Origin of the sequence: Pontibacter coccineus, from assembly GCF_030546575.1 — a bacterium.
Classification (GTDB): Bacteria; Bacteroidota; Bacteroidia; order Cytophagales; family Hymenobacteraceae; genus Pontibacter; species Pontibacter coccineus.
This window is the reverse complement of record NZ_JAUOTN010000001.1, coordinates 431,949-455,926: the sequence shown is the minus strand read 5'-3', so window position 1 is coordinate 455,926 and position 23,978 is coordinate 431,949. Positions and strand designations below refer to the sequence as shown.

The following is a 23,978-nucleotide window of genomic DNA, read 5'->3' as shown; positions in this document are numbered from 1 at the left end:
AAAAGGTGCTGCAGGAATCTGCTTCCTACAGCACCTCCTGGTTCAAGCGTGCATTTATCTCTTGCTTAGGCGCTACACGTAGTAGTAGCTGCCTTTTTTCTTGTATCCGTACTCGTAGGTGCTGCTGTAGTTCAGGTCGTTGATCACCATGTAGATGTTCTTCAACTTGCGGGCTGCGTACAGATCGTTCACCTGTGTGAGCATGTCTTTGCTGGTGTACTTGTGCTTTACCACATACAGGTTTACATCCATGTGCTTCATCAGGATAAAGTACTCGGCTACGAACCCGATTGGCGGTGTATCGATCACCACGTACTCATACTGCTCCTTCAGCTTGGCGATCAGCTCGGCCATGCGCTTGTGCTCCAGCAATTTGATGGCATTGTCAGGTATAGGGCCGCACGAGATGATGTCCAGGTTCTCGATATCGGTCTTCTGGATCACTTCCTCCAGCGGCAGCCCCTGGCTCAGGTATGAGGACAAGCCGGCCGCATTGTGCGTGTTGAAGTACTTGCTGAAGGTAGGCTTGCGCATATCCGACTCAATCAGGATGGTGCGTTTTCCGGCCATGGCCATCTCGCTGCTCAGGTTGACAGAGGTAAAGGTCTTGCCCTCACCCGACACCGATGAAGTCACGCCCACTACCTTAAAGTCGGTTTCGGACATCAGGTACTGCAGGTTGATGCGGATCGACCGGAACGACTCTGCAATGGCGGAGCGCGGGTTGTTCTTCACCGCCAGCTTGTCAGCCTTCGTGCCATGCGCAATCACGCCCAGGAACGGGATGTTGGTCACGTTGTTGAGGTCGTTTTTGCCCTGTATGGTGTTGTCCACGTTGTCGAGCAGCACAATGAGCGCGGCAGGTATGATCAGACCCAGAATCAGGGCCAGCATAAAGATCATCTTCGGCTTCACGTTCACTGGGCCGGAACCCCACATGGCGGCTTTGTCCACTATCTTTTTATCGGTAGTGTTGGTGGCCAGTGCAATGGCAGCCTCGGCGCGTTTCTCGAGCAGGAAGTCATACTTCTTGTTCACGAAATCGGCCTGGTTCTGCAGGTCCATCAATCGGCGCTCGTGTTCCGGCACTTTCGCTATACCAGTTTCAAGCTGGTTGATGCGCTTGTCGGCGTTGGCGATGGAAATGTCCGTAGAGCGGATCAGGTTTTTGATGTTTGCTATAATGGCATTGCGCGTGCTCTTTATCTCACTGTCAATCACCTTAATTCTCGGGTTATCCGCTGTGGCGCTCACACTGTATGAGGCGCGCTGTTGGTTCAGGCGCGACAACTCGGTGAAGAGATTGGCCAGGTTCGGGTTCTGCACACCCGCCACTGCCGGGGATACTGCCTGGGTGAAGCTCTCGTCGTCCTCAATCTGGTCGAGCACCGTCACGTAGTACTGCTTCTCAGTGCTTAACTTTGACTTCTCCATTTCCAACTGCGCCAGTTTTTCATAGCTGATGTTAGACTGCACATCGATGTTGGCAATTCGGTTAGCCGAACGGAAAGACGAAAGCGCCTGCTTGCTCTGGCGGAGCGAGTCCGTCAGGCTGCCGATCTGCTCGTCGATAAACTCGAGAGTTTTCTGACCATTCATGTTTTTCTCGTCCAGGTCACGGGCCACGTAGGTGCTCATCAGTGTGTTCAGGAAAAGCATTTCCTTTTCAGGGATGGTGCCTTTGGTGCTCATTTCCAGTACCCGCGCTTCGCGCTCAATCGGCTTGATGTGCAGGCTGCCGGCATACTGTGCCACCAGGCTCTCCAAGCTGTTGAGTACGAAGTAGTGCTTTTTGGCGTCTATCTGGTCCTCAGGGTTGGCCCGCTCAAGCGTAAAGCTGAAGTTCTTATCCTTGTAGGGCTTGCCGAACTCCAGCACTTTGCTAATATTCACCTCCGGCACGATCTGCTTCACGGTATGCGTGGAGTAATCGTACAGGGGAGGGGTGTCTGCCTTCACAGTCAGTTCGTACTCCTTGTCATTGAGCACGCGCACCTCCAGCGGAATGTCCACAATCTGGAGCGAGCTGGTGTCGAGGTGCACGATGAAGGGGGCGTTGTCGTACTGCTCCTCTTTAATCAGGTCCAGCCCGGTGTTCAGCCAGTGGTCGGGCACTTTGTAGTACGACACCGAGAAGTCGAGTTGCTTTAAGGTCGTTCGGATCATATCAGCCGAGGTCAGAATACCGATTTCGTCCTCCACCTTAATGCCCTTGTTCTGCACATCGAGCAGGTTAAGCAACTCCTGCGCCTTTTTAGAACCGGTATGCTGATCCCCCAAAAGGAGGGTCGACTTAAAAGCATAGACACGGGTGGAGCTTTTGACATAGACATAGGCCCCAGCCATGGCTACCAGTACAAAAGCCAGGAACAGATACCATCTGGTCCGGAACTTGAACAGCCAGCTTCTCAAGTCTATTTCGTGCGCTGTATTTTTTCGTTTCATGGGTACTATTTAAAGTAATTCAGGATAACTGCCGCAGTTGAGATAACCCCCAGGGCAATGGTAACCACGTTAAGCGCTACCAGGTTGTCGCGTTTCACCTGCGCAACAGACGGCTCTACATACAGCACATCGTTGGGCTGCATGAAGTAGTATTTGGATTGTACGATATTTGGGTCTTTCAGGTCGAGGAGGACCACTTCAGATCCACCGGGTGTCTGGCGCACCAGTTTCACATTTTCCCGCGCCGCGCCGCGTGTCAGGTCGCCCGCCATGCCCAGTGCGTCAAAGAGGGTTGCCCGCTCGTTATACACAAAGTACTGGCCCGGGCGCTGCACTTCGCCTAACACACTTACTCTGAAGTTGATGAGCTTCACGACTACGGTCGCGTTGGTGATGTAGCGGTCCACGTTGCGCTGAATCAGCTCCTGTGTCTGCTGCAGGGTCAGGCCAGATACCTTCACCTTGCCCACGTTGGGGAGGTTCACGTTGCCTTCATCGTCTACGGAGTAGCCGCTCAGGAACATAGTGCCCGGGTCGGCAAAGCCAAAGGCGCTGGAGGGCGGTACGATGTTGTAGATATTGGAAATTTCGGGTTCCAGACTCTGCACCTTAATAGAGAGTACGTCGGCAGGCTGCAGCTGGTACGGCGTGTAGGTGGTTTGCATAGGGGTGGCCACGGTCTCCTTAAGGTTGTCATTTTGCATGTATACAAGCTCTTTTTTGCTTAAGCACGAAGTAGCGCTTATCATTAGGAGCAGGAGGTATACGACTCTTCTCATGTGTTTTGGTTAAGGGTGTTGTGAATGATGATACTCGTACGTTTATTTTGATTTATGATAGCGGGAGCGCATACCGGGTGTGCTTCGGCATGGGGTACCCAAAAAATTGTATCAGCCATATATACTATAGGAGCCACAAAAAGATGCTTATTTTCAAAAATATTATGTGAATTTAATGTACGGGGTGCGGCTTTTTAATTGCAAGTTATTTTGAATCAGAATGTTGTGATTTTGCGCAATGGATGAATATTAACACAAGATAACCTTGCAATTGCACGTGGGGTAGGATGCTCTATAAATGAATTATAGGAATAGTAATATAACTTATGGCAGGACGGGAGCTATGTTGGCGGGGCGTGCAGCGTGAAACGACTGCTGTTATACGCGAAGGACTGCTATAAAACAGTGCCACCTTCCCCATGCGCCTGGCATGAAGAAGGTGGCTCACCTACTAATATAAAGGGTATATAGTATATATATTATTCAATCCATTTGGTGCGGCGCTGTTTGGCACGGGGCTGCGGCATCTGGTTTTGTTTCAGTTTCAGTTTATCTGACGCCTTGCGGATCAGCTGCTGTGAGAATCCGTCGGCATGCTCAATAATTCCATCTTTCAGCTTCCAGCCTTGCGGAAATAATACGGCAACCTCTGTTGCCAGTGTTTCGAGGTTAGGGGCTACTATAATATTGTATTCCATCTTAATGTGTAAATAAACAAACGGTAGAACCAATATAGGGGGTTATAACATAGGTTGTATGCGCTCGGCTACGAAATTTGGCCAATGAAGTTACTTTCAAAATAAAATTTAGATGATTATTAAAAAGATTCAATGAAAGCAGCGGCTTGAGTAGCTTTTTGATGAATTAGTTCTATTTGGCGTCTTCGGCTGAAAGGCGTATTCTGAACGAGGTTAGTCCGTCAGCATCAGATTCGAGTGAAAACTGGAAGCCGTGGCTCAGCAGTATCTCCCGGATCATGGTCAGGCCGATGCCCTGGCCGGTTTCTTTGGTGCTGAAGAACGGGGTGAAGAGCATTGGGCGTACGTGCTCAGGTATACCTTCGCCATTGTCGGTAATGGTCAGGTAAGGCGGCTGTTCCTGCAGCTCTACCCAAATGCTGCCATCCGATTTCACGGCTTCCATGGCGTTTTTCAGGATATTGAGCAGCGCCTGTTCGATCTGCTGCTCATCCATGGAGATGCAAAGCGGGGTGGCGGGGAGTTGCAGACTCAAGTTAATCTGCCGTTTTTCCAACTGGGGCAGCATCAGGCGCTCGAGCCGCTTGAGCAGGGCCTGCACCTGTACCGGCTTTTTGGAAGGGGCAGGGAGGCGCACCACATCCGCAAAATTGGCCATGAACTTGCTCAGGTTCGTGTTTCGGTCAATCGCTACCTGCAGGGCGTAGGTGAAGTCCTCGCGGTGTTCCTCGTTAATCTGCGGGGTGTAGTACTGCACCGAGTCGAGAATGGAGTTGATGGCGCCCGTCGAGTTGTTCACTTCATGCGACATCATCCGGATGACTTTTTCATAAGCCTGCCGCTCGTTTTTGATAATGGCTTCGGTGAGTTCCTCCAGCATAATAAAGGCACGCTGAAAACCACGGTCAATAAAATGTGCGCGGTGTGCCCGGAAGGTACGGATGCCATTGAGACGGAAGGTATAGGGCTGACCGGCTTGTACCTGCGTGAGTTCCCGTGCCCAGGTGTTGGGCAGCGCTGCCAGCTCGCTGCCCTGCAACGACTGGCCAGAAAGGTATAGGAATCGCTCCGCAGCGGGGTTAATACTTTCGATGCGGTTGTCGAAATCGAGCAGGATGATGCCGGCGGGGGAGGCCTGGATGATCTTTTCGAGCAGGAAATGCTTTTCGGCCTGCGCCACGCGTTCCTGCCGCAACTGCTCAATCATGCGGTTGTACACATCCACCAGTTCGTCCAGCTCCGGCTGCCCCACCTGTACAAACTTGGTCGAGAAGTCTTTGTCGCGGATGGACTCTATACCTGCCCGGATCAGGTTGAGCGGTTTGAAAAAGGCATTGTAAAGGTTCACGGTCACCGCAACGGAAAGCAGCACCAGCACCTCCATCCCAATAAAGAGCAGCTTGTTCTCCTGCAGCAGGAAGTACGCCATGGCCGCAAGCAGGCCATGCAAGAAGACCGCAAAAATGATAAATTTAGTCCTGAGCTTCATAGGGGATGCCGAACTTTTCGAGGCGACGGTAGAGGGCGGCCCTGCTCAGCCCCAATGCGCGGGCTACCTTGCTGATGTTGTTGTGGTAATAGGCCATGGACTTGCGGATCATGGAGGCTTCCATTTCGTCCAGCGTCATGGTGCCCACGGCAGGCAGGGCCTTGTCACCAGCTTTTACGGGGCCCTGCTGCGCCTGCGCCTGGAAGTCCTCGGCGCTCAGCACATCGTTTTCGGCTACCAGCACCGTGCGTTCCACCAGGTTTTTCAACTCCCGTATATTACCCGGAAAGGAAATTTCCTTCAGCCACTGCAATACTTTGGGACTCAACTCCAACTCAGGCCGGTGGTAGGTCTTTTTCATGTTCTCCACAAAGAACCGCACCAGCAGCGGAATATCATCCGGCCGCTCGCGCAAAGCAGGTATACGCATCTTGATGAGGTTGATGCGGTAAAAGAGGTCTTCGCGGAACTTGCCTTCCTCCACCATCTGCTCCAGGTTGCGGTTGGTGGCGCACACTACCCGGATGTCGAGCTTGCGGGAGCGGCTGTCGCCGAGCACTTCGTAGGTGCGGTCCTGGAGCACGCGCAGCAGTTTCACTTGGCTGTTCATGTCCAGTTCTCCGATCTCGTCCAGGAAAATGGTGCCTTTGTTCGCCATCTCGAAGCGGCCGACCCGGTCGGCTTTGGCATCGGTAAAGGCGCCGCGTTTGTGGCCAAACATTTCGCTTTCGAACAGACTCGACGATATACCGCCCAGGTTCACCTTCACAAAAGGCTGGGATTTGCGGAGGCTGTTGCGGTGCACCGCCTCCGCAATCAGTTCCTTACCGGTGCCGCTTTCGCCCTCGATCAGCACCGAGGCATCGGTGGGTGCAATCTGCCCGATTCGTTTCAGGATTTGCAGCAGTTGCGGGTCCTGTCCCACAATGTTGCTGAAATCGTACTGTTGGTCCAGCTTTTTGCGGGTCAGGGCTTCGTCTTTAATGGGTGCCTGCTGCGACAGACTCAGGGCCGTGCGCACCGCCTGCACCAGGTAATCGTTGCTCCAGGGCTTGGTGATAAAATCTGCCGCTCCCAGGCGCATGCCCTCCACCGCCAGGCTGATGGAGCCCCAGCCCGTGATCAGGATAACAGGCACCTGCGGCAGCCGCTGTTTGAACGTTCCCAGTAATTCGAGCCCATCATGGCCTGTGGTTTCGATGGAGAAGTTCATGTCCATGATCACGAGCTGCAGGGACTGCTGCTGCGCCACTTCGAGCGCCTCCCTGGGAGAGGCGGCCTCTTTCGTCTTGAAGCCGTGCTGTTTAAGCAAAATGCTCAAAGAAGCGCGAACGGCCACATCATCGTCTATTATCAGGATCATTGAACTGGTGCTGCTAAATCAGGTATAAAGATATTTTTTTTCAGTCAGAAATTTCTATTACTCTTCGTGCAGCGCGATGGCCGGATGTATAGCTGCTGCCTGCCGGCTGGGGTAGAAGGCACAGCCAATGGCTAAGAGGTAGATCAATCCCACGGCTATACCTAAGGCAATGAAGTATACCGTCGACTCGACCTCAAACACCTGCAGCAGTGGAAACTGAATGGCAAAGGCCACGCCCAGCACCAGGCCAAAAGTAGCCAGTACCAGCACCTCTCCGATAAACTGCCGGTATACCTGGCCGGAGGCGGCACCTACAGCCCTGCGCAAGCCAATCTCACTGTTGCGGCGGCTGATGTTATACCAGAGCACCCCGAACAAGCCCAGCGCCACGTTTAAAATCAGGAAGCCACAGATGATGGCCAGGGCGATCATCGGGACTTTGGCCATTTTTTCCTTGTTCTGGCGCATCTTCTCCAGGGTGGCTACCTCCATGGTCCAACCTTTGCCTATACCTGAAAGCTCTTTCACCATTCGCTCCTCAAACTCCACACCCATACCCGGCTTCACCCGTATCAGAAGTTCCCCATAAAATTCGCTTTCATTTCGAGGCAGGTAGATACGGTTAAAAAAGCCTGGCTCTTCGGCCGTATACTCACTGCTTGGCCTGTAATGCTCCACCACACCCACCACCTGGTAGCTGGACGAGTCATTGCGAGGCAACAGCTTACCCAGTGGGTCTTCTCCTTCAAACAATTGTTGCTGCAATGCCTTGTTGATAACAATAGGATAGTGGTGGGAGGCATTGTCCTGCTGCCCAAACCAGCGACCGTGGCTCACCTGCATCCGCATTACTTGGTCAAAATTGTCCTGAACCAGATACTCGTTGGCCCTTACCTCTTTCCCCCCATACGATACGTCATTATTCATCTGGCTGAAGGCAAAAGGGGCGTTGCTGTTGGTCAGCGCCATGCTCTCAATTTCCTGAAAGCCTTTCGCCCGCTGTATGATCTGCTCCTGGGTCTGGCGATTGAGCGCCGTCGAGTCGGTGTCAGGACGCATGGTCAGCAGCCAGACGTTCTCGTGCTCGAAACCCAACGGTTTGTTGTAGTTGCGCACATTGTAAACGATCAGGCTCAGCACAGCGAACAGTACCAGGAAGCAAAAGAAGATCTCGGTGATGAGCAGGAAGTTGCTTCTCTTCCTGTTCCAGATTAATTTAAACAGATGGCGTATCATTTTGAACCTCCTTTCAGTGCCTCAACGGCTTTTAAGCGTGACATTTTATAGGCAGGGTACACTCCGGAGATCAATCCGAAAATCAGGCTGAGCAACAGTCCCCAGGCAAACACCCGCAGGTTCAGCCCCAGGTCGGCATACACGATCACGCCGCTGTCGTTGATGAGCTTCAGCACGGCAGCCGAAAGCGCAAAACCAAGTATACCACCCAGCAGCGTCAAAAAGACGTTCTCGACGATGAACTGCCCGATGATAGTGGAGGAAGTGGCCCCAAAGGCTTTGCGGACCCCGATCTCGGAGGAGCGTTCCATGATGCGGCTGATGTTGATGCTGACCAGGTTGATAGCGGGCAGCAACATGAACAGAAATGCCAACCCAGCCAGTATACTGTAGAGGATAGCCAGACCAGGCTCTTTTCCTCTTCCCAGGAAGGTTCGGGCAAAGGCTTCCAGAACCGTGTCCGGGAAGGACGAGAGCTTGGTGCCCTTCACCGGATGCTGATCCTCCAACTTTTGCAGCATGGCAGCATATTCGGCTTTTATCTTCGGTATATCAGCAGGGTTGTGCGCTTTGATAGTGGCAAAATAAAGACCCCTCAGCCCGGGTTTATTGAAGTCCTGGCTCTTGAGGGTGATGGGCACCCAGATGTCGGCGTATGAGTTCAGGCGCAGCACGGGTACATCTTTTACCACACCCACCACCTTGTACTTAACCTGGTCAACCTCTATGGTCTTGCTCACGGCCTCACCTGCACCAAAGTACTGGTTTCGGGTACTTTCGTTGATGACGGCCACGCGGCTGGCCCCCGCTACTTCCTGCTGTCCGAAAGCACCTCCTTCCAGGAAATCAAATTCCAGAATGTCCCAGAACTCACGGTCAGTGTACTTGATGTCCAGGGCAAGCTTGCGGTTGTTGATGTAGCTGTTCACCTGGAAGAACATGGAGTTAACGGACACTTGTTCCGGTGTCTGAAGGGTGCGTACGTTGCGGTCCAGGAAGTGATAACTTGCCGGGCCACTGCTGGAGTATCCCTCGGAATGCTCTTCGCGCATCATATTGACAAACAAAAGATTATCCATGTCACGCTCCGGCATTTGCGGCCCGAAGGTATGGTCGAAGAGGGAAGTGGCCACCATCAGCACCATCAGCGTGAAACTGATGCCGAAGAGGCTGATGAAGGTAAAGAACTTGCGCCGCAAGAGCACCTTCCAGGCTATTTTGATGTAATTCTTCAGCATGGCTATACCTTTTGAAACTCGTGTGCGGCAGTTTTGGCATCAGACACCTGCTGGCCATCGAAGAAGCGGATGAGGCGTCCGGTCTTCTGGGCCATGTTCTCGTCGTGCGTCACCATCACGATGGTAGTGCCGTCCTGGCGGTTCAGGTTGAGCAGGATGTTCATGATCTCTTCGCCCATTACCGAGTCGAGGTTACCGGTCGGTTCGTCGGCCAGAATTAGTTCGGGCTGACCAATGAGGGCACGGGCAATGGCCACCCGCTGGCGCTGTCCGCCGGAAAGCTGGGTTGGGTAGTGCTTGGTGCGGGCACTCAGACCCACTTTCTCCAGGGCTGTGAGGGCCAGATGACGGGTTTCAGCTGCTGAAGTGCCGCTTCGGTACAGGAGCGGCAACTCCACGTTGTCGAGCACGCTCAGGTCGTTGATCAGGTGATAGCTCTGGAACACAAAGCCGATCTTCTGGTTGCGGATGTGCGCCAGTTCTTTGTCTTTATACCTGCTGATGGGGCTGCCGTCGATCTCCACAATGCCATTGGTCGGCTCGTCGAGCAAGCCTATGATGTTGAGCAGGGTGGACTTGCCGCAGCCGGAGGGTCCCATCACCGACACAAACTCCCCCTTCGGGATGTGCAGGTTAACGTTGTGCAGCGCTACCGTCTCAATGGTCTTGGTCTGGTAGACTTTTTCGATGTTCTTTAACGTGATCATAGTTTTATACCTTGGTTCTAATGTCGGTTGAATTGTTGGTGGTTAATTGTTAAATTGTTGATGGTTAAATTGTTGTGTGCACGACTAGGGCAGGTTTTTCTGCATATTTATCAGTGCACGATTCGGACAGGTCGCGACCTGTCCCTACAGGGATTCTTCATTTTAGCCGTTCATCCTGATAACAGTTGGTACACTTTCCCTAACTTGCCTTCCCTATTCGTAAACTCCACTCTTCACTCACTCTCTTAATCCCTCACTTCCAACACCTGTCCCTCTTCAAAATCGTAAAGCGTCAACAGCCGCAGGGTGTAGTGGGCCGTCCAGAATTCGCTGAGGGAGGCGATGTGGGCGCGGCGGGCCTGGTCTTTTTCTGCCAGAGCAATGTTTAGGTCGGTGATGCTGATGCGGCCGATCAGGAAGGTGTTGCGGGCGATCTCGTAACGCTCCTGCGCGATGGCATCGGCCTCGGCGGTGGTGGCGATGCGGGCCTTCAGGGTGTTGTACTGATTCACCTGTGTGAGCACGGCCTGCTCGAAGTTGGCATCTTCCTGGTCCACGGTATACTGCACCAGCTGTTTGTTCAGCTCCGCTACCTTATAGATAGAGCGCTGCCGTCCCCAGTCCATGATCGGCATGCTGAAACCGATGCGGGCCCGCTGCTGGTTTTCAGGTCGGGTATAGATGTCGGTGAAGGAGGCGCCGCGGTTGGTGAGGCCGAAGGTGGCAAACAGACTGGCATTGAAGCCATTGTCGCCGTGGGCTTTGGCCATCAGTGCCTCGGCTTCCAGTAGTCTCCTGCTGAAGTTAATGCTCTCCTTTCGATTTTTTCGGGCTTCAGCCAGCGCTGTTTCTGCCAGCACAGTCGTGGCAGGTATACCTTCGGGTGTGAGCAACTCCAGCTGATCGGTCTCCTTCATACCGATGTAGGTTTTGAGGGCAAGGGCCGCGGTCTGCTGATCCAGGGCGGCCTGTGCCATGGCCAGTTCAGCGTTCAACACCGCCAGGCGGAGTTGCAGTAGGTCGTTTTTGGAGAGACGACCGAGCTTATACTTTTCCTGCGCGATCTGGTACAGCGTGTCGTTGCTCGACTGGTTCTGGCTGGCGATGCGCTGATTCGTCTGCGCCAGCAGCAGGTCGAAGTAGAGGCGGGTGGCTTTCACAGCAATGCTTTCGCGCTCCTCCAGGTATTCTTTCTGTGATTCCTGGTAACGGAGCGGTTCTATCTTTTTGGCCCAGGACAACTGGTTGTAGGCAAACAGCGGCTGCTCCAGACCGATGATGGCGGGGTTGCCGTTGTAGCGGGTCTCGTCGCGGTCAAAATCGTCGAAGCGCTGCATCAGTGAGGTGACGAACACCCGGCCACCCGTTGGACTTACGACCTGGCTCAGGCTTAGCCCCAGTTCAGAGTTGTTGATCGACACCGGTTTGAAGTCGGTGGTGCCGTCAGGCTGTGTTACGGGCATGATCGTGCGGCTGAAATCGGGGAGGGTACCGGTAAGGCTGAGCTGGGGTTTGTAATCCGATTTGAAGCTGCGCCACTGCCAGTAGCTGTTTTCGCGGCTGGTCTCGGCCTGCCGTGCCGCTGCTGACTGCTCCTGCGCTAGGGCAATCACCTCCTGCAGACGCAAGGTGCGCGCTGCAGGCTGTGCTATACCTGGCAAACAGGGCAGCAGCGTTACAAACAGCAAAAAAATTGGGTATAGATTTTTCATGGTTTTACTTCACTTTCACTTTGTCGAGGTGCTGGTATTCTGCGAGATCAGAAATCACCACCTGGTCACCGGGTTGCACACCGGTTTCCAGCTCCACGTAGTCTACATTGCTCACACCGATTTTGGCATCTCTTCTGATCAGCTCGCCGTCGCGCAGCACGTATACCTGGGGTTTGCTGGCCTTCCTAAAGTAAGGGCCGTTCTTCACACGCAGCGTGTTTGGTTTGGCGACAGTGTGCACATACACATCCACGCGCAGACTCGGACGCAGCTGCTGGTGTGCTTTTTCTTTGAGGGCTATAAAAAAGGTGACGATACCATTCTCGACGGTCGGTTTGATGGAGGCCACACTGCCTCGCAGGTTGGAATCGTTGATACGCACCACCACGCTGCTTCCAACGCTGATCTGGCTGGCAAAGGCATCGGAGATGGTGGCCTGCACACGGTAGCTGCTCAGGTCAGCGAGCCGGGCAATGATGTCGCCGGCGTTCACGTTGCTACCGATCTCGTTTTTCACCCAGGTGATAACGCCCGGCTGCGTCGCACGCACTTCGGCCTGCTCCATTTTGCGCTGCAACTCCTCAATCGAGTGGCTCTGCATGGCCAGGGTATAGCGCAGTTCCTGCTCGTCGGCTTTCAGGAGCTGGCGTTCCGTTACGATCTCACGCTCTATTTGCTTTAGTTCCTGCTGCGCGATGCGGAGGTTGAGTTCGGCCTGCTTCACGCTCTCCTGGGTGCCGCCCCCGATCTTGAGGAGGTACTGTTCGTCTTCGAGCTGGGCTTGCAGACTTTTCACCCGCATGCGCTTTATCTCCAGCTGCGAGGCCAGGGCGTTCAGTTTTTTTTCGAGGTTGAGGTTGAGCTGCACGCTTTTGTGACGGCTCTGTTCCAGTTCGTCTTTCAGTTTGTCGTAAGCCAGCTGGGTATAGCCCCTGTCGAGCAGCAGGATCTGGTCGCCGGGCTGTACCTGCTCGCCCGTGTTGTGCACCACTTGTTCGATGCGCGCCTGGATAGGGCTGGTGATCACCTGCTCGTGCTCCGGTACCACGATACCTGAGGCCGTGATCGTGGCGACAACCGGGCCTTCCTCGACCGTCGCAGTTCTGAGTTCTGACTGCGCAATGCTGGGCGTTATCAGGCTTCTGAATCCAAAGATGGCTGCAGCTATGAAGGAAACGGCTATACCTAGTTGCCAAATGCGTTTCCGCTTTTGTGCTTGTTTTGTGCTGGCTGATAATTCACGGTCCATCGTCTTGCGTAGTGGTTTACTCGTGAGGGTATAGCCAATTTAGATGCCAATATTGTATATTACTGTAAATAAGTAACTTACGGTATAGTATATTGATTTTTGCGTTGTTATACCTGTTCAGAAATGAACAGTTTGTACGGTTTTGGGAGTGTAGTATGAGGAGAAGCGTAATTAAATATAGGGTTTTGCTGATTTTTAGTAGTTTTAGGTGTGGGCGGGTGTGAAGCTGCCTGTTGTGTAACTGAAAATCCCTTCCGGAAATTATGAAGACAAACTATGTGCTATACCTTGTTGCGCTGCTCATGATGGCGTGCGGTGAACGGCCGGTGCAAGAACTTGAAACAGTCTCAACTAAAGAGTCCCCGGTAAAAGAGGCTTCCGAACCGACCGAAATCACTACAGAACTCTCCGACAAGCAAATGGAGGCCATGCGGCAAAAGTGTGAAGCCTATTATGCTTCTATGAATGTGCATGACTCTGTGCGCATAGCCTACCTTGACAGAATTCTGGTAGACAAACAAAGCAAACTCACCGTTAACAACCGCCGGTTTCTGACGCAGCTCAAGCAGGAGTTCTCCAACAGCAACCCCAAACAACCCCGCCTGACCATTGAGCAAGTGCTGTTTCCGGTTTTCAGAATTCCGAATCAAGAGCCAGGCATTATCGGGCACCCCGTGCCTGATAAGGATCTGCTAACGGAATACACCGATTTGTCAGCTGAAAAAGTTTTGCTAAACAGGCGCCTTAAGAACCGGGCAGTAAGTGCTGACACTGCCAGCTTGCAGCATTTCCCGGAGGTGCTCGATTCGCTATACCCGGCCGGCAAGCCACGGATTTACCTGTATACGACCAAAACCACCCGCAAATCCCGCGTTCAGGACCTGGGGCATTACGTAAGCACATGTTCTGAATATTACCATTATACCTTCGACAGGCAGGCGTTGCAATCTGAAGACAAGGTGCTTTTTGCCAGCCGTCTGCCGCTCGACCTGGCGTATGAAAATAATCCGGCTTTTGACACATGGTACAGGTCTAATCTGATACCCGAGTGCGCCGACTGTCCCGACAGTCACAATGAAGCTAGATCTGTCGCGAAACTGACGGGTTTTGAAAATCTCTATTTCATGTATGCGGATGCTTTTCCGGATAACCGGGAACTGGACACGCCACTCCGGGCCCTGGTGGCGAAGGGCGAGAATGGGAAATGGCTATACCTGTGGTACAGCGATATTGATAATTATGGGTGCAGCTGTTTGTAAAGGTGAGCTATTACCCTTTTAAAAATAGCGGATCAGCTGATCGCATGCAGTATACCTTCCACCGCTTCTCTCCGTAAAAAATGACATGAAAGCGATACTGCTGTACTTTCTTTTTAGCTTATACCTTAGTCAGGCTATGGCGCAGAACCTGGTCCGGAACCCCAGCCTGGAGCAGCTGAAAGGGGGTGTCATTGGATTTAAAGCCATAAGCGGCACCCCCGACATTGCCTCTATAGAAGCGAAAGTACTGCAGTTCCCGCCTTACTTTAATGCGTACCAATCCAACACGCCCTCCAGGCAGCTTGCCAATATTGAATTTGGGGAGGTTTGTCTTTGCCAGTGGTTTAGTTTTGAAGCAAGCGAGCTGACGCAGGTAGAATTAGCGAGGCCGCTTCGGAAGAACCAAGAGTATGTGGTGTCGCTCCATACCATCAAGGCCTCTACTATTGAACCACCCATCAGTGAAGTAACGGTACACTTCGTAAACAGGCCCCTGCCAGCCATCAGGCAGGTATACGGGCTCAAAGACCATCCCCTGACAAACGCTGCTATACCTTACACCTCGCTCAGGCCTGCTACAGCCGAGCCGCTGGCTTCCAGAACGAACTGGATAAAGGTGAGTGGCAGCTACAAAGCCAAAGGTGGGGAACGCTACCTGCTGATTGGTAATTTTCTGGGGGCAAATGCCAGTGCGCTGGAGGTGATGAACCCGGAGACAGAGGAAGTGGAAGAAGAGCTGAAGAGCAGCAAGAAAAAAGGGACGTATTACTGTTACGACAACATCAGTGTTGTACTCAAACCTGAGGCGGACGGGGAGGGCGAAGCTATACCTTCAGCTATACCTGATGCCGCTCCATCAATGGCATCAGTAGCTGAAGCGCCCATCGCCATTGGCAGCACCATCACCCTCAGCGATGTAAACTTTGCCACCGCTGACCACACCATCAGGCCCGTAGCTTTTCCGCTGCTCGATTCACTGGCTGCTTTTATGGCGTTGCGCGCACAAGTAGCTGTTCAAATTGTGGGGCATACCGATGATGTAGGGGCCGAAGCAGACAACCTGGCCCTTTCCCAAAGAAGGGCAGCTGCTGTGAAAGCCTACCTGGAAGACAAAGGTATAGCGGCCTACCGCATTTCGGCCAAAGGCTTGGGAGAAGCCTCGCCGAAGAAGGACAACCTCACCGAAGAAAACAGGGCGCTGAACAGGCGGGTGGAAATTGAGATTTTCCAAAAGTGAGCGTACCATCTTTTTAAGCAGGTATAGCCGCATATTTGCCAGTTGAAATTTCTCGTCCGGGTAAAAATTAACCAATTGGTAAACCACCAATCTGGGTTCGTGACTGCGCATTTCTCCCCATATTTCCTTAATTTGCCTCTTTCAATAAGCCACACGAACTATGAGTCATAAAGAGAGACTGGCCGCTATACGCCAGCAAATGAAAGAGCAGGGGCTGAGCGCCTACATCATCCCTTCCGCCGATCCACACATCAGCGAATACCTGCCCGACCGCTACAAGTGCATCTACTTTGCCGCCGGCTTTACCGGCTCGGCGGGTACGCTGGTCATCACCCCGGATTTTGCCGGGCTCTGGACCGATGCCCGTTACTTTGAGCAGGCCAAGGACCAACTGGCGGACAGTGGTTTTGAACTGGTAAAACTGCAGGTGCAGCACGCTCCGGAATATATTGATTGGCTAGCCGACCGTCTCAACCAGGGCGAGGTAGTGGGGTTTGATGCGAAACTGATCTCGGTGGGACTGGCAGAACTGCTGGAGCAGGAATTGGCCCCGTTAGGTATAGCACTGGCCTCTGACCGCGACCTTCTGGATCCAATCTGGGAAGGCCGCCCCGAATTGCCAACTGCCCCGGCTTACCTGCTGGGAGAGGAGATTACAGGCCAATCCACCACCGCGAAACTGGAAGCCCTGCGCAAGTCCCTTAAAAAGCAGCGGGCGGACTATCACCTGATTTCCTCGCTCGACGACATGGCCTGGCTCTTCAACATGCGCGGTTCCGATGTGAAGTGCAATCCGGTGGTGCTCAGCTTTGCGCTGATCAGCCAGGATAATGCGGTGCTCTTCATTGATCAGGCAAAACTGAGCGAAACCGACAAGAAGAAATTGATGGCTGATGGGGTGGAACTACAGCCTTACGAAATGGTGGAGCGCCTGCTGGCCGAATTGCCGGCCGGTTCCTCGATCCTGATCGACCCGAAACGTAATTGCTACGCCTTGTACAAGCAGCTGCCAGCCGAGGTGCGCGTGACGCAGAACACGAACCCAACTACTTTCTTCAAGGCCGTTAAAAACCAAGTGGAGGTAGAGAACACCCGCAAGACCATGGTGAAAGACGGCGTGGCGTTGACCCGCTTCTTCAAATGGTTGGAGGAAAACCTGGGCAAAGTAAAAATTACGGAGCTTTCTGTTGCAGACAAGGTGCTTGAGTTCCGGGCAGAGCAGGAAGGTTTCGTGGGCGAGAGTTTCGACACCATCGCTGGTTACAAGGCCCATGGGGCACTGCCGCACTACAAAGCCACTCCCGAGAGTGATGTGGAGCTGAAAGCCGATGGCCTGTTCCTCCTTGACTCCGGAGGGCAGTATACCACCGGCACCACCGACATCACCCGCGTGGTTTCGCTCGGCAACCTGACAGAAGAAGAAAAGACTGACTATACCCTAGTGCTGAAAGGCATGATTGACGGTGCCACCACCCGTTTCCCGAAAGGCACCCGCGGCTACCAGATCGATGCCATTACCCGCAAGCCGCTCTGGGACCATGCCCGCAACTACGGACACGGCACCGGTCACGGCGTTGGTTTCTTCCTGAACGTGCACGAAGGTCCGCATGTGTTCAACCCATCGCCTACGCCAGTGGATATCGAACTGGGCATGATCACCTCGGTAGAGCCCGGCTTGTACCGTCCGAACCAGTACGGCATCCGCATCGAAAACCTTGTGCTGACTATACCGGACGAAGCCAACGATTTCGGCGATTTCTATACCTTCGAGCACCTCACCCTGGCGCTGATCGACACAGCTCCGGTGAAGAAAGAGTTGCTGGACGAGCGCCAGATCAAGTGGCTGAATGACTACAACCAACTGGTGGTAGAGAAGCTTGGGCCGAATTTAAGCGAAGAGGAACTGAACTGGCTGAAGGAAAAGGCGAAGGCGATTTAGATGTTGATTGTTTATTTTTGAACCGGCTATACCTGTGTAAGGTATAGCCGGTTTTTTTAGGCTTATCCCTTTCCTCCATTTTCTCTGGTATATTTGTGAAACACCTAAATCCCCATGAAACAAACCACTCCCACTATCCTGATGATCGAGCCGACAGGCTTTGGTTTTAACCCCGAGGCGGCCGCTACGAACTCCTTTCAACAGGAGCTGCAGGATTTCACACCCGGGCAGGTACAGGACATTGCCCTGCTGGAGTTCAAAAATGCGGTGGCGGAACTGCGCGAGTTGGGTGTGGAGGTGATCACACTGCGGGATCCTGAAAATGCAGGCACACCCGACTCTGTGTTTCCGAACAACTGGTTCTCGACCCATGCCGAGGGACAGCTGGTGACGTACCCCATGGCTTCTCCCAGCAGACGGAAGGAGCGGCGTCAGGAGGTGATCGAACAAATAAAGCATGCCTGCCAGTGTGGGGAACACGTGACGCTGGAGCTTTTTGAGAGGCAGGAAACACCGGTTTTTCTGGAAGGAACGGGCAGCATGGTACTCGACCGGGTCAACAAAATAGCCTATGCCGCTGTGTCTCCGCGGACCAATGTGGAGGTGCTGCAGCAATTCTGCGAAAAACTGGGTTACCAAGCAGTTACCTTCGAGGCGTATGGTTCGGCAGGAGAGCTGATCTACCATACCAACGTGATGATGTGTGTGGGCGATACCTATGCCGTGGTAGCTTTAAGCACAGTAGCTGAACAAGACCGCAAAAAGCTCCAAACAAGCCTTATTGAAAGCGGGAAGGAAATCATCGAGATCAGCAAGGAGCAGACTTACCAGTACTTTGCCGGCAACATGCTGCAGGTCGAAAACCGGCAGGGAGAGCGCATCCTGGTGATGTCGAAGGCCGCTTACGAAAGCCTGACGCCGCTGCAGCTGGAGCGTATGAAAGCCCACAACGAGCACCTGCTATACCTGCCCATCCACATGATCGAGAAAGCCGGGGGCGGCAGCATCCGGTGCATGATCGCGGAGCTGTTCCGGAAGCGATAATTTTTCCGGCGCGCTATACCTTATAGCTGACACCGTATAACTAGCTTTGCGGTTTCATTTTTACCGGAGCCTGCATGAGCAGTATCATCTTACTTTTTCTTTGCCTGATCGTGGGCGTGCTGCTGCGGCGGGTGCCGGCTTTTCCGAGCGCTTCGCCGGTGGTGCTCAACCAGTTCATCATCTATATTTCTCTCCCTGCGCTGGCGCTCTATGCTATACCTGAGGTAAAACTCGACAGCACGGTGCTGCTACCAGTAGCAGTGGCCTGGATCTGCTTTGCAGCGGCGGCGGTGTTCTTCTATACCCTGGGCCGCATCTATGGCTGGTCTAAAAAGCTGATCGGCTGCCTGATCCTCACCGCCGGGCTGGGCAATACTTCTTTCGTCGGTTTCCCGATCATCGAGGCGTTGTACGGCAAGGAAGGACTGCAGACGGCTATCCTCGTCGACCTGCCCGGTACCTTCGTGGTGGTGTCGACACTAGGTATAGCCCTGGCCGCCTACTTCTCCAAAGGACAGCCGGATTATAAAGCCATTGGCCTCAAGATCCTCACCTTTCCGCCTTTTATAGTATTTGTGATCGCTTTCGCCATGAACGTGGCCAACCTGCATTTTTCAGATGATCTGAAGGATGTTTTCAACCGCCTGGGCAGTACCGTAACGCCACTGGCGCTGGTGAGCGTGGGCATGCAACTGCGCATCGAACGCAAGAGCAAGCATTGGCGCTTTTTGTTCCTGGGGCTTGCTTTTCAGCTGATTCTGGCTCCACTGCTGATCTATTTGCTTTACGTTTTGGTGCTGGGTATGCGCGGCCCGGTGGTGCAGGTGAGCATTCTCGAAGCAGGAATGGCGCCTATGATCACGGCCTCCATCGTGGCTATTTCCTACGGACTCAAACCCCGGCTGGCCTCTATGATGGTGGGCTTCGGTATACCGCTCTCTTTTATTACGCTGGCGGTCTGGTACCTGCTGGTGCAGGGGCTGTAGGTAAACGGGGTTAGCTATTCCTGAAGAATTCTCGTTATTTTACAAGGTATACACAGGGCCCGGCTATACCCGAGCCTATTCAGATTATGACACAACACACAGCCGAGGGCATCCGCCTGAATAAATTCATCAGCGACGCAGGTATTTGCTCGCGCCGCGAAGCCGATAAACTGATAGAGCAGGGGAGGGTGCTGGTGAATGGCAAATTGCCTGAGGTCGGTGCCAGGATTAAAGGCAAAGACAAAATACAGGTAGATGGAAAGACGCTGCAATGGAACCAGGTGGCACCCGTATACCTGGCGCTCAACAAACCGGCTGGCATCGAAACCACCACCGACCTTTCGCAGCGCGACAACATCATCCGTTTCGTCAATTACCCGGAACGTATCTTCCCGATCGGCCGCCTCGACAAAGACTCCGAAGGCCTGATCTTTCTGACCAACGACGGCGACATTGTAAACAAGATCCTGCGGGCGGGCAACAAGCACGAGAAGGAGTACATCGTGACGGTGGACAAGCCGATCAATGAGGATTTTGTCCAGAAGATGAGCAGTGGCGTGTCGATTCTTGGCGTGAACACGAAGAAGTGCTTTGTCGAGCAGTTGGGAGCCAACAAGTTCCGCATCATCCTCACGCAGGGCATGAACCGCCAGATCCGCCGCATGACCGAGACGCTGGGCTACGAAGTGCAGACCCTGCAGCGCATCCGCATCATGAACATTACCCTGGCCAAACTGCCCCTAGGCCAGTGGCGCGAACTTACCGACGAAGAGATTGCCACGATCCAGAGTCAGGTGGCCGACTCGGCGAAAACCGAAGAAGGGTCAGCGCCTAAAAAGAAAACATCTACTAATCAAACGTCATCTTCGCAACCGGCGCGCAAGAAGTCGCCTTCTGGCAGCCGGCCGCCCCGAAAAGAAGGCGGAGCAGGTAAGAAAAGTGGTTTCGGAGTAAGCGAGGCTAGAGGAGGCAAAAGCCGGAGCGGCACTTCGAAAGGGCCGGGCGCTAAAAAATCAGGAGGAAAGAGCAGCGCAGGTGCCAGAGGAGCCAGCCGGAACGCCCCGGCAGCCAAGAGTGGCGGACGGAAGAGACGCTAAGCAATACGATAAAAGCAAAAATCCGGTGCAACAGGTATAGAAAGCCCCTGCTGCATCGGATTTTTTAATTTGGTTAGCCTACTGATTTAGAAGTGATTGGGCCTGCACTCAGGTATAGGTTCTTTCGCAGTTATAAGATCTTTGTATTTCTACCGCAACGAGCCCTTACCAATGCCAACAATTAAAGCATTTTACTGCAATTGCTCTTTCGGATTTATCAATCCGAAAGTTGGCTTTTGGGGATTTCCTAATCCCCGTGTATCGGCACACGCGGGTCTGGAGACCCGCAGCAGTTGGGGGTAGGGGCCCTCTAAAAAGATTCGGATAAATATATCCGAATCAGCTTTAATGATATTTTGCTGTCATTTCGAACAGCGTGAGAAATCTGGATTATTGCCTTCATGCTTATATCATCCAGATCTCTCCATACTGTCGAGATGACAAAAAGGGGGACAATTTCTTAAGTAAACGGCATTTGTTTCAGATAACTGAGTTCTCAAGGTATAGCGGATGCCAATATGCCGAATTTGGTGATTGTCAGTTTGCTCGCTATACCTACCCCTGAAATCCTTCTACCGAATAGCTTACTGATTATCTTCCTCTTCTTCAGCTTCCTCTTCCGGATAAGCGTTCAGTTTGATCTTCTCGATCTGCAGATAGGTCTTGAACTGGTGGATCAGCTTGTCCATTTCCTTTTCCTTTTGCTGCAGGGCGTCTACTTCTTCGTCTGATGTTTGCAGCACCGGGCGCAGGCGGTTCAGACTTTCTTTCATCTGAATCACAGCGTCTTCGGTATGGTTGATTACCTCCTGGTTTTGCTCGGCGGCCATGGCCAGTTGCAGCTGCCCGATGTACATTTCCAGGAACTCCACCATATCCCAGGGGTTATTGGGGCGGTTCCAGGTGAAGCCGGTGTTGCAGCGGCGGCACTTATACGTGTTGCATTTCCAGCCGTACTCGTTGGTGGTGGAGCCGGTGCGCTTCAGCATGTCGGCTTTGTTGCATTTGGGACACTGCGCATTGTCCTCGATGATGTTGAGCAGGCGCTCCCGCTTGTCCATAATGGCGCTGCGGTTGGTGGCATGCGTGAGCAGCTGCGTTTCCAGGTTCTGGCAGGCAGCAGTCAGTTGGGAATGTTCCGCGCTAAGCTCGCCTTCCTCCATTAGCTTGGCAGCACGCTTGCTGAAAAAGCGTATCAGTTTGATCAGTTCTCTCTCGTTGGGCTTCAGAGCGGCTTGTTTCATGGGTTTTTATTTGTTCAAAGTTACGAAATCCGTGGCAAAGCACGAATTGTTGAGCAGTTTAGCGCGCCTGCTTCGCCTCGCGGCTGCGCTTGTAAATACGAATGGCCAGCATCAGCATAGCCGAAAACAACAGCAGTCCCACAATGCCCCAGACCATGCTCAAGGCACTTTTGAGCACTACCAGAAACACAATGGCGATCAGAAAGACTGTGGCCACCTCGTTCCAGATGCGCAGTTGGGTGGAGGTATACCGGATGATGCCGTTTTGCTGCTGCTTGAAGATGCTGTGGCACAGGAAATGGTACACGTAGAGGCACACCACAAATGCCAGCTTCCAGATCAGCCAGCCCGGGAACGGGTCGTAGAGGCCAAGGGTCACCACAATGCTGGTGCCAAATAGAAGCGTCAAAATGGCTGACGGCCACGTAATGCCATACCAAAGACGCTTCTGCATGATGCGGAACTGGCTCTGCAGAATGCTGCGCTCCGGCTCCGGTTTCTCCTGTGCTTCTGCAAAATAGATGAACAGGCGCACGATGTAAAACAAGCCCGCAAACCAGGTAACCACAAAGATGATGTGCAGGGCTTTGATGTATAAAAATGACATAGACCGTCAGGTTGCTGTATCGGCAAAGGTAACATAAAAACAAAAGCCCGGCATACCTTGCGGCACCCGGACTTTGCTCTTCAGTCTGAATAATTACTAAATCAATCCTCTCACCTTAAACAGACTTACTGAAAATCGGCACGGTCAGCTTGCTGGCCCACAGGCGCGAGTCCAGGCACATGGCAATGTTGCGCAGGAAAGGCTTGCCAGCCGGCAGCACCTGTATGTCGTGGTTGCTGTACTCTACCAGGCCGTCGTCGGCGAGCGGTTGCAGGCGCATCAGGGCATTAACAAAGTAAGGCAGTTCCTCAAGCTCCCAGCTGGTATAGTCGCGGCACATCAGGTTTTGGATGTGGGTGCGCAGCAGCATGTCCTCACCCGTCAGCTCGTGGCCTTTCAGGATCGGCAGGTGACCGGTCAGCACGGCTTCTTCGTAGGCCTCCACTTCTTTCACGTTCTGCATAAAGGCCGTGCCGGTGTCAGAGATGCTGGAGCAGCCCAGGCCGATCAGCAACTCGGTGTGGCGCGGGGTATAGCCCATGAAGTTGCGGTGCAGGGTGCCGTTGGCGGATGCAATGCACAGCTCGTCTTCCGGCAAAGCGAAGTGGTCCATACCTGTCTCGATGTAACCGGCTTCTTGCAGCATGGCTCTGCCGAGTTCGTACAGACCGCGTTTTACTTCCGGTGCCGGCAGGTCAGCCTCCGAATAACGGCGCTGGCCTTTGCTCTTCCAGGGCACGTGGGCGTAGCTGTAGAAGGCAATGCGCTCGGGGCGCAGCTCTTTCACTTTCTCAATGGTCATGCGTACGCTCTCGGCCGTCTGGTGCGGCAAACCGTAGATAATGTCGCCGTTGATGGAGGTATAGCCGATTTCACGGGCTATGTCAAATATCTCTTTTGTTTTGGCAAAGGTCTGGATGCGGTTGATCACGATCTGCACGCGCGGATCGAAGTCCTGTATACCGACGCTCAGTCTGCGGAAGCCCAGGTCGTAGAGCACCTGCAGCTGCTCGCCGTTGGTGGCATTCGGGTGCACCTCAATGCTGAAAGCCGCATCCGGCGTGATCTCGGTTTTCTCCAACAGGCGCTCCAGCAGGTTTTTGAGGTTGGCTGCGCTGAAGAAAGTCGGGGTGCCGCCGCCCAGGTGCAGCTCGGTGATGCGTGGTTTCTCGTCGAAGAGCGCCAGGTACTGGTCCCATTCCTTTAGCAGGGTCTCCAGGTAGGGCGACTCCACTGCGTGGTTTTTGGTGATGCGCTTGTTACAGCCGCAGTACGTGCACAACTGCTCACAGAAAGGCAGGTGCAGGTATAGGCTGATGCCATCTTTGCTATTGGTCTTGCGAAAAGCCTGCTGCACATGGCTCATCCAACGTTCTTCGGTCAGGGGTTTTTCGTCCCAGAACGGCACAGTAGGATAGCTGGTATAGCGTGGCGACGGTACATCGTACTTGGCCAGTAGTTCAGCAGGGGTGGCAGGAGTGACAGCAATATTCATATTAACGCTTCTAAATTGTACACCGAAGCAGACGTCTGCTCCATTACGGTTACAAAGGTCGGGCACGCAGGCCGCCTAAGAAATGACATTTGTCAGTCAGCGCGCTTTTTCCGAAATTTAGGGCAGGGCAAAGGGGTGATATTTGTCATGAAAA

At 53.2% G+C, this 23,978-nt stretch carries 19 protein-coding genes; 6 read left to right on the top strand and 13 right to left on the bottom strand.

Features of this window, described 5'->3' with window-relative positions; translation table 11 throughout:
• Positions 1 to 72: 72 nt before the first annotated feature.
• The 10 genes from Q4E40_RS01990 to Q4E40_RS01945 form a co-directional block, all read right to left on the bottom strand.
• Positions 73 to 2,445 carry a GumC family protein gene (locus Q4E40_RS01990; protein ID WP_303409730.1) on the bottom strand — a complete coding sequence of 791 codons (2,373 nt, stop codon included), beginning with the start codon at positions 2,443 to 2,445 and terminating at the stop codon, positions 73 to 75.
• A 5-nt stretch (positions 2,446 to 2,450) separates the two neighbouring features.
• Entirely contained in the window at positions 2,451 to 3,224 is a 774-nt protein-coding gene (locus tag Q4E40_RS01985) for a polysaccharide biosynthesis/export family protein (protein WP_303409729.1), read from the bottom strand.
• 479 nt (positions 3,225 to 3,703) lie between these two features.
• Positions 3,704 to 3,922 (bottom strand): hypothetical protein, encoded by a 219-nt coding sequence (locus Q4E40_RS01980; RefSeq protein WP_303409728.1) that lies wholly within the window; start codon positions 3,920 to 3,922, stop codon positions 3,704 to 3,706.
• A 172-nt stretch (positions 3,923 to 4,094) separates the two neighbouring features.
• A complete protein-coding gene (locus tag Q4E40_RS01975; RefSeq protein ID WP_303409727.1) occupies positions 4,095 to 5,411 on the bottom strand; it encodes a sensor histidine kinase in 1,317 nt (438 codons plus the stop codon).
• Positions 5,395 to 6,774, bottom strand: a complete 1,380-nt coding sequence (locus tag Q4E40_RS01970; protein WP_303409726.1) for a sigma-54-dependent transcriptional regulator — start codon at positions 6,772 to 6,774, stop codon at positions 5,395 to 5,397. The genes Q4E40_RS01975 and Q4E40_RS01970 overlap by 17 nt, the downstream gene beginning before the upstream one ends.
• Positions 6,775 to 6,831: 57 nt before the next feature.
• Positions 6,832 to 8,010 carry an ABC transporter permease gene (locus Q4E40_RS01965; protein WP_303409725.1) on the bottom strand — a complete coding sequence of 393 codons (1,179 nt, stop codon included), beginning with the start codon at positions 8,008 to 8,010 and terminating at the stop codon, positions 6,832 to 6,834.
• Entirely contained in the window at positions 8,007 to 9,248 is a 1,242-nt protein-coding gene (locus Q4E40_RS01960; protein WP_303409724.1) for an ABC transporter permease, read from the bottom strand. The genes Q4E40_RS01965 and Q4E40_RS01960 overlap by 4 nt, the downstream gene beginning before the upstream one ends.
• A 2-nt stretch (positions 9,249 to 9,250) precedes the next feature.
• Positions 9,251 to 9,955 carry an ABC transporter ATP-binding protein gene (locus Q4E40_RS01955; RefSeq protein WP_303409723.1) on the bottom strand — a complete coding sequence of 235 codons (705 nt, stop codon included), beginning with the start codon at positions 9,953 to 9,955 and terminating at the stop codon, positions 9,251 to 9,253.
• A 245-nt stretch (positions 9,956 to 10,200) separates the two neighbouring features.
• The gene (locus Q4E40_RS01950; protein ID WP_303409722.1) at positions 10,201 to 11,667 is read right to left on the bottom strand and encodes a TolC family protein; all 1,467 of its coding nucleotides are present in this window, start codon (positions 11,665 to 11,667) and stop codon (positions 10,201 to 10,203) included.
• Between the two features lie 4 nt (positions 11,668 to 11,671).
• Entirely contained in the window at positions 11,672 to 12,916 is a 1,245-nt protein-coding gene (locus Q4E40_RS01945; RefSeq protein WP_303409721.1) for an efflux RND transporter periplasmic adaptor subunit, read from the bottom strand.
• 263 nt (positions 12,917 to 13,179) lie between these two features.
• On the opposite strand from Q4E40_RS01945, the gene Q4E40_RS01940 reads away from it, so the two are divergent.
• The 6 genes from Q4E40_RS01940 (at position 13,180) to rluF (ending at position 20,478) form a co-directional block, all read left to right on the top strand.
• Positions 13,180 to 14,175 carry a hypothetical protein gene (locus Q4E40_RS01940; protein WP_303409720.1) on the top strand — a complete coding sequence of 332 codons (996 nt, stop codon included), beginning with the start codon at positions 13,180 to 13,182 and terminating at the stop codon, positions 14,173 to 14,175.
• Positions 14,176 to 14,260: 85 nt separating this feature from the next.
• The gene (locus tag Q4E40_RS01935; RefSeq protein WP_303409719.1) at positions 14,261 to 15,412 is read left to right on the top strand and encodes an OmpA family protein; all 1,152 of its coding nucleotides are present in this window, start codon (positions 14,261 to 14,263) and stop codon (positions 15,410 to 15,412) included.
• A gap of 160 nt (positions 15,413 to 15,572) precedes the next feature.
• A complete protein-coding gene (locus tag Q4E40_RS01930; RefSeq protein WP_303409718.1) occupies positions 15,573 to 17,351 on the top strand; it encodes an aminopeptidase P family protein in 1,779 nt (592 codons plus the stop codon).
• A 114-nt stretch (positions 17,352 to 17,465) separates the two neighbouring features.
• Complete coding sequence (gene ctlX / locus Q4E40_RS01925) at positions 17,466 to 18,395, top strand: citrulline utilization hydrolase CtlX (protein WP_303409717.1); 930 nt, start codon at positions 17,466 to 17,468, stop codon at positions 18,393 to 18,395.
• Between the two features lie 74 nt (positions 18,396 to 18,469).
• A complete protein-coding gene (locus tag Q4E40_RS01920) occupies positions 18,470 to 19,381 on the top strand; it encodes an AEC family transporter (protein ID WP_303409716.1) in 912 nt (303 codons plus the stop codon).
• An 86-nt stretch (positions 19,382 to 19,467) separates the two neighbouring features.
• Positions 19,468 to 20,478: a 23S rRNA pseudouridine(2604) synthase RluF gene (rluF, locus tag Q4E40_RS01915; RefSeq protein ID WP_303409715.1), complete on the top strand. Its 1,011-nt coding sequence runs from the start codon at positions 19,468 to 19,470 to the stop codon at positions 20,476 to 20,478.
• A gap of 584 nt (positions 20,479 to 21,062) precedes the next feature.
• Here rluF and Q4E40_RS01910 read toward each other — a convergent pair.
• The 3 genes from Q4E40_RS01910 to hemN form a co-directional block, all read right to left on the bottom strand.
• Positions 21,063 to 21,722, bottom strand: a complete 660-nt coding sequence (locus Q4E40_RS01910; RefSeq protein ID WP_303409714.1) for a hypothetical protein — start codon at positions 21,720 to 21,722, stop codon at positions 21,063 to 21,065.
• Positions 21,723 to 21,780: 58 nt separating this feature from the next.
• Positions 21,781 to 22,329, bottom strand: coding sequence for a CopD family protein (locus tag Q4E40_RS01905; RefSeq protein ID WP_303409713.1), 549 nt, complete (start codon positions 22,327 to 22,329; stop codon positions 21,781 to 21,783).
• 115 nt (positions 22,330 to 22,444) lie between these two features.
• Positions 22,445 to 23,824 carry an oxygen-independent coproporphyrinogen III oxidase gene (gene hemN, locus Q4E40_RS01900; protein WP_303409712.1) on the bottom strand — a complete coding sequence of 460 codons (1,380 nt, stop codon included), beginning with the start codon at positions 23,822 to 23,824 and terminating at the stop codon, positions 22,445 to 22,447.
• Between the last annotated feature and the right edge of the window lie 154 nt (positions 23,825 to 23,978).

Coding starts and splice junctions, on each gene's coding strand:
- Q4E40_RS01970 (WP_303409726.1), bottom strand. CDS start 6,774: ATGATCCTGATAATAGACGATGATGTGGCCGTTCGCGCTTCTTTGAGC.
- Q4E40_RS01985 (WP_303409729.1), bottom strand. CDS start 3,224: ATGAGAAGAGTCGTATACCTCCTGCTCCTAATGATAAGCGCTACTTCG.
- Q4E40_RS01960 (WP_303409724.1), bottom strand. CDS start 9,248: ATGCTGAAGAATTACATCAAAATAGCCTGGAAGGTGCTCTTGCGGCGC.
- Q4E40_RS01955 (WP_303409723.1), bottom strand. CDS start 9,955: ATGATCACGTTAAAGAACATCGAAAAAGTCTACCAGACCAAGACCATT.
- Q4E40_RS01980 (WP_303409728.1), bottom strand. CDS start 3,922: ATGGAATACAATATTATAGTAGCCCCTAACCTCGAAACACTGGCAACA.
- rluF (WP_303409715.1), top strand. CDS start 19,468: ATGACACAACACACAGCCGAGGGCATCCGCCTGAATAAATTCATCAGC.
- Q4E40_RS01930 (WP_303409718.1), top strand. CDS start 15,573: ATGAGTCATAAAGAGAGACTGGCCGCTATACGCCAGCAAATGAAAGAG.
- Q4E40_RS01965 (WP_303409725.1), bottom strand. CDS start 8,010: ATGATACGCCATCTGTTTAAATTAATCTGGAACAGGAAGAGAAGCAAC.
- Q4E40_RS01905 (WP_303409713.1), bottom strand. CDS start 22,329: ATGTCATTTTTATACATCAAAGCCCTGCACATCATCTTTGTGGTTACC.
- Q4E40_RS01920 (WP_303409716.1), top strand. CDS start 18,470: ATGAGCAGTATCATCTTACTTTTTCTTTGCCTGATCGTGGGCGTGCTG.
- Q4E40_RS01910 (WP_303409714.1), bottom strand. CDS start 21,722: ATGAAACAAGCCGCTCTGAAGCCCAACGAGAGAGAACTGATCAAACTG.
- Q4E40_RS01990 (WP_303409730.1), bottom strand. CDS start 2,445: ATGAAACGAAAAAATACAGCGCACGAAATAGACTTGAGAAGCTGGCTG.
- Q4E40_RS01950 (WP_303409722.1), bottom strand. CDS start 11,667: ATGAAAAATCTATACCCAATTTTTTTGCTGTTTGTAACGCTGCTGCCC.
- Q4E40_RS01975 (WP_303409727.1), bottom strand. CDS start 5,411: ATGAAGCTCAGGACTAAATTTATCATTTTTGCGGTCTTCTTGCATGGC.
- Q4E40_RS01945 (WP_303409721.1), bottom strand. CDS start 12,916: ATGGACCGTGAATTATCAGCCAGCACAAAACAAGCACAAAAGCGGAAA.
- Q4E40_RS01935 (WP_303409719.1), top strand. CDS start 14,261: ATGAAAGCGATACTGCTGTACTTTCTTTTTAGCTTATACCTTAGTCAG.
- ctlX (WP_303409717.1), top strand. CDS start 17,466: ATGAAACAAACCACTCCCACTATCCTGATGATCGAGCCGACAGGCTTT.
- Q4E40_RS01940 (WP_303409720.1), top strand. CDS start 13,180: ATGAAGACAAACTATGTGCTATACCTTGTTGCGCTGCTCATGATGGCG.
- hemN (WP_303409712.1), bottom strand. CDS start 23,824: ATGAATATTGCTGTCACTCCTGCCACCCCTGCTGAACTACTGGCCAAG.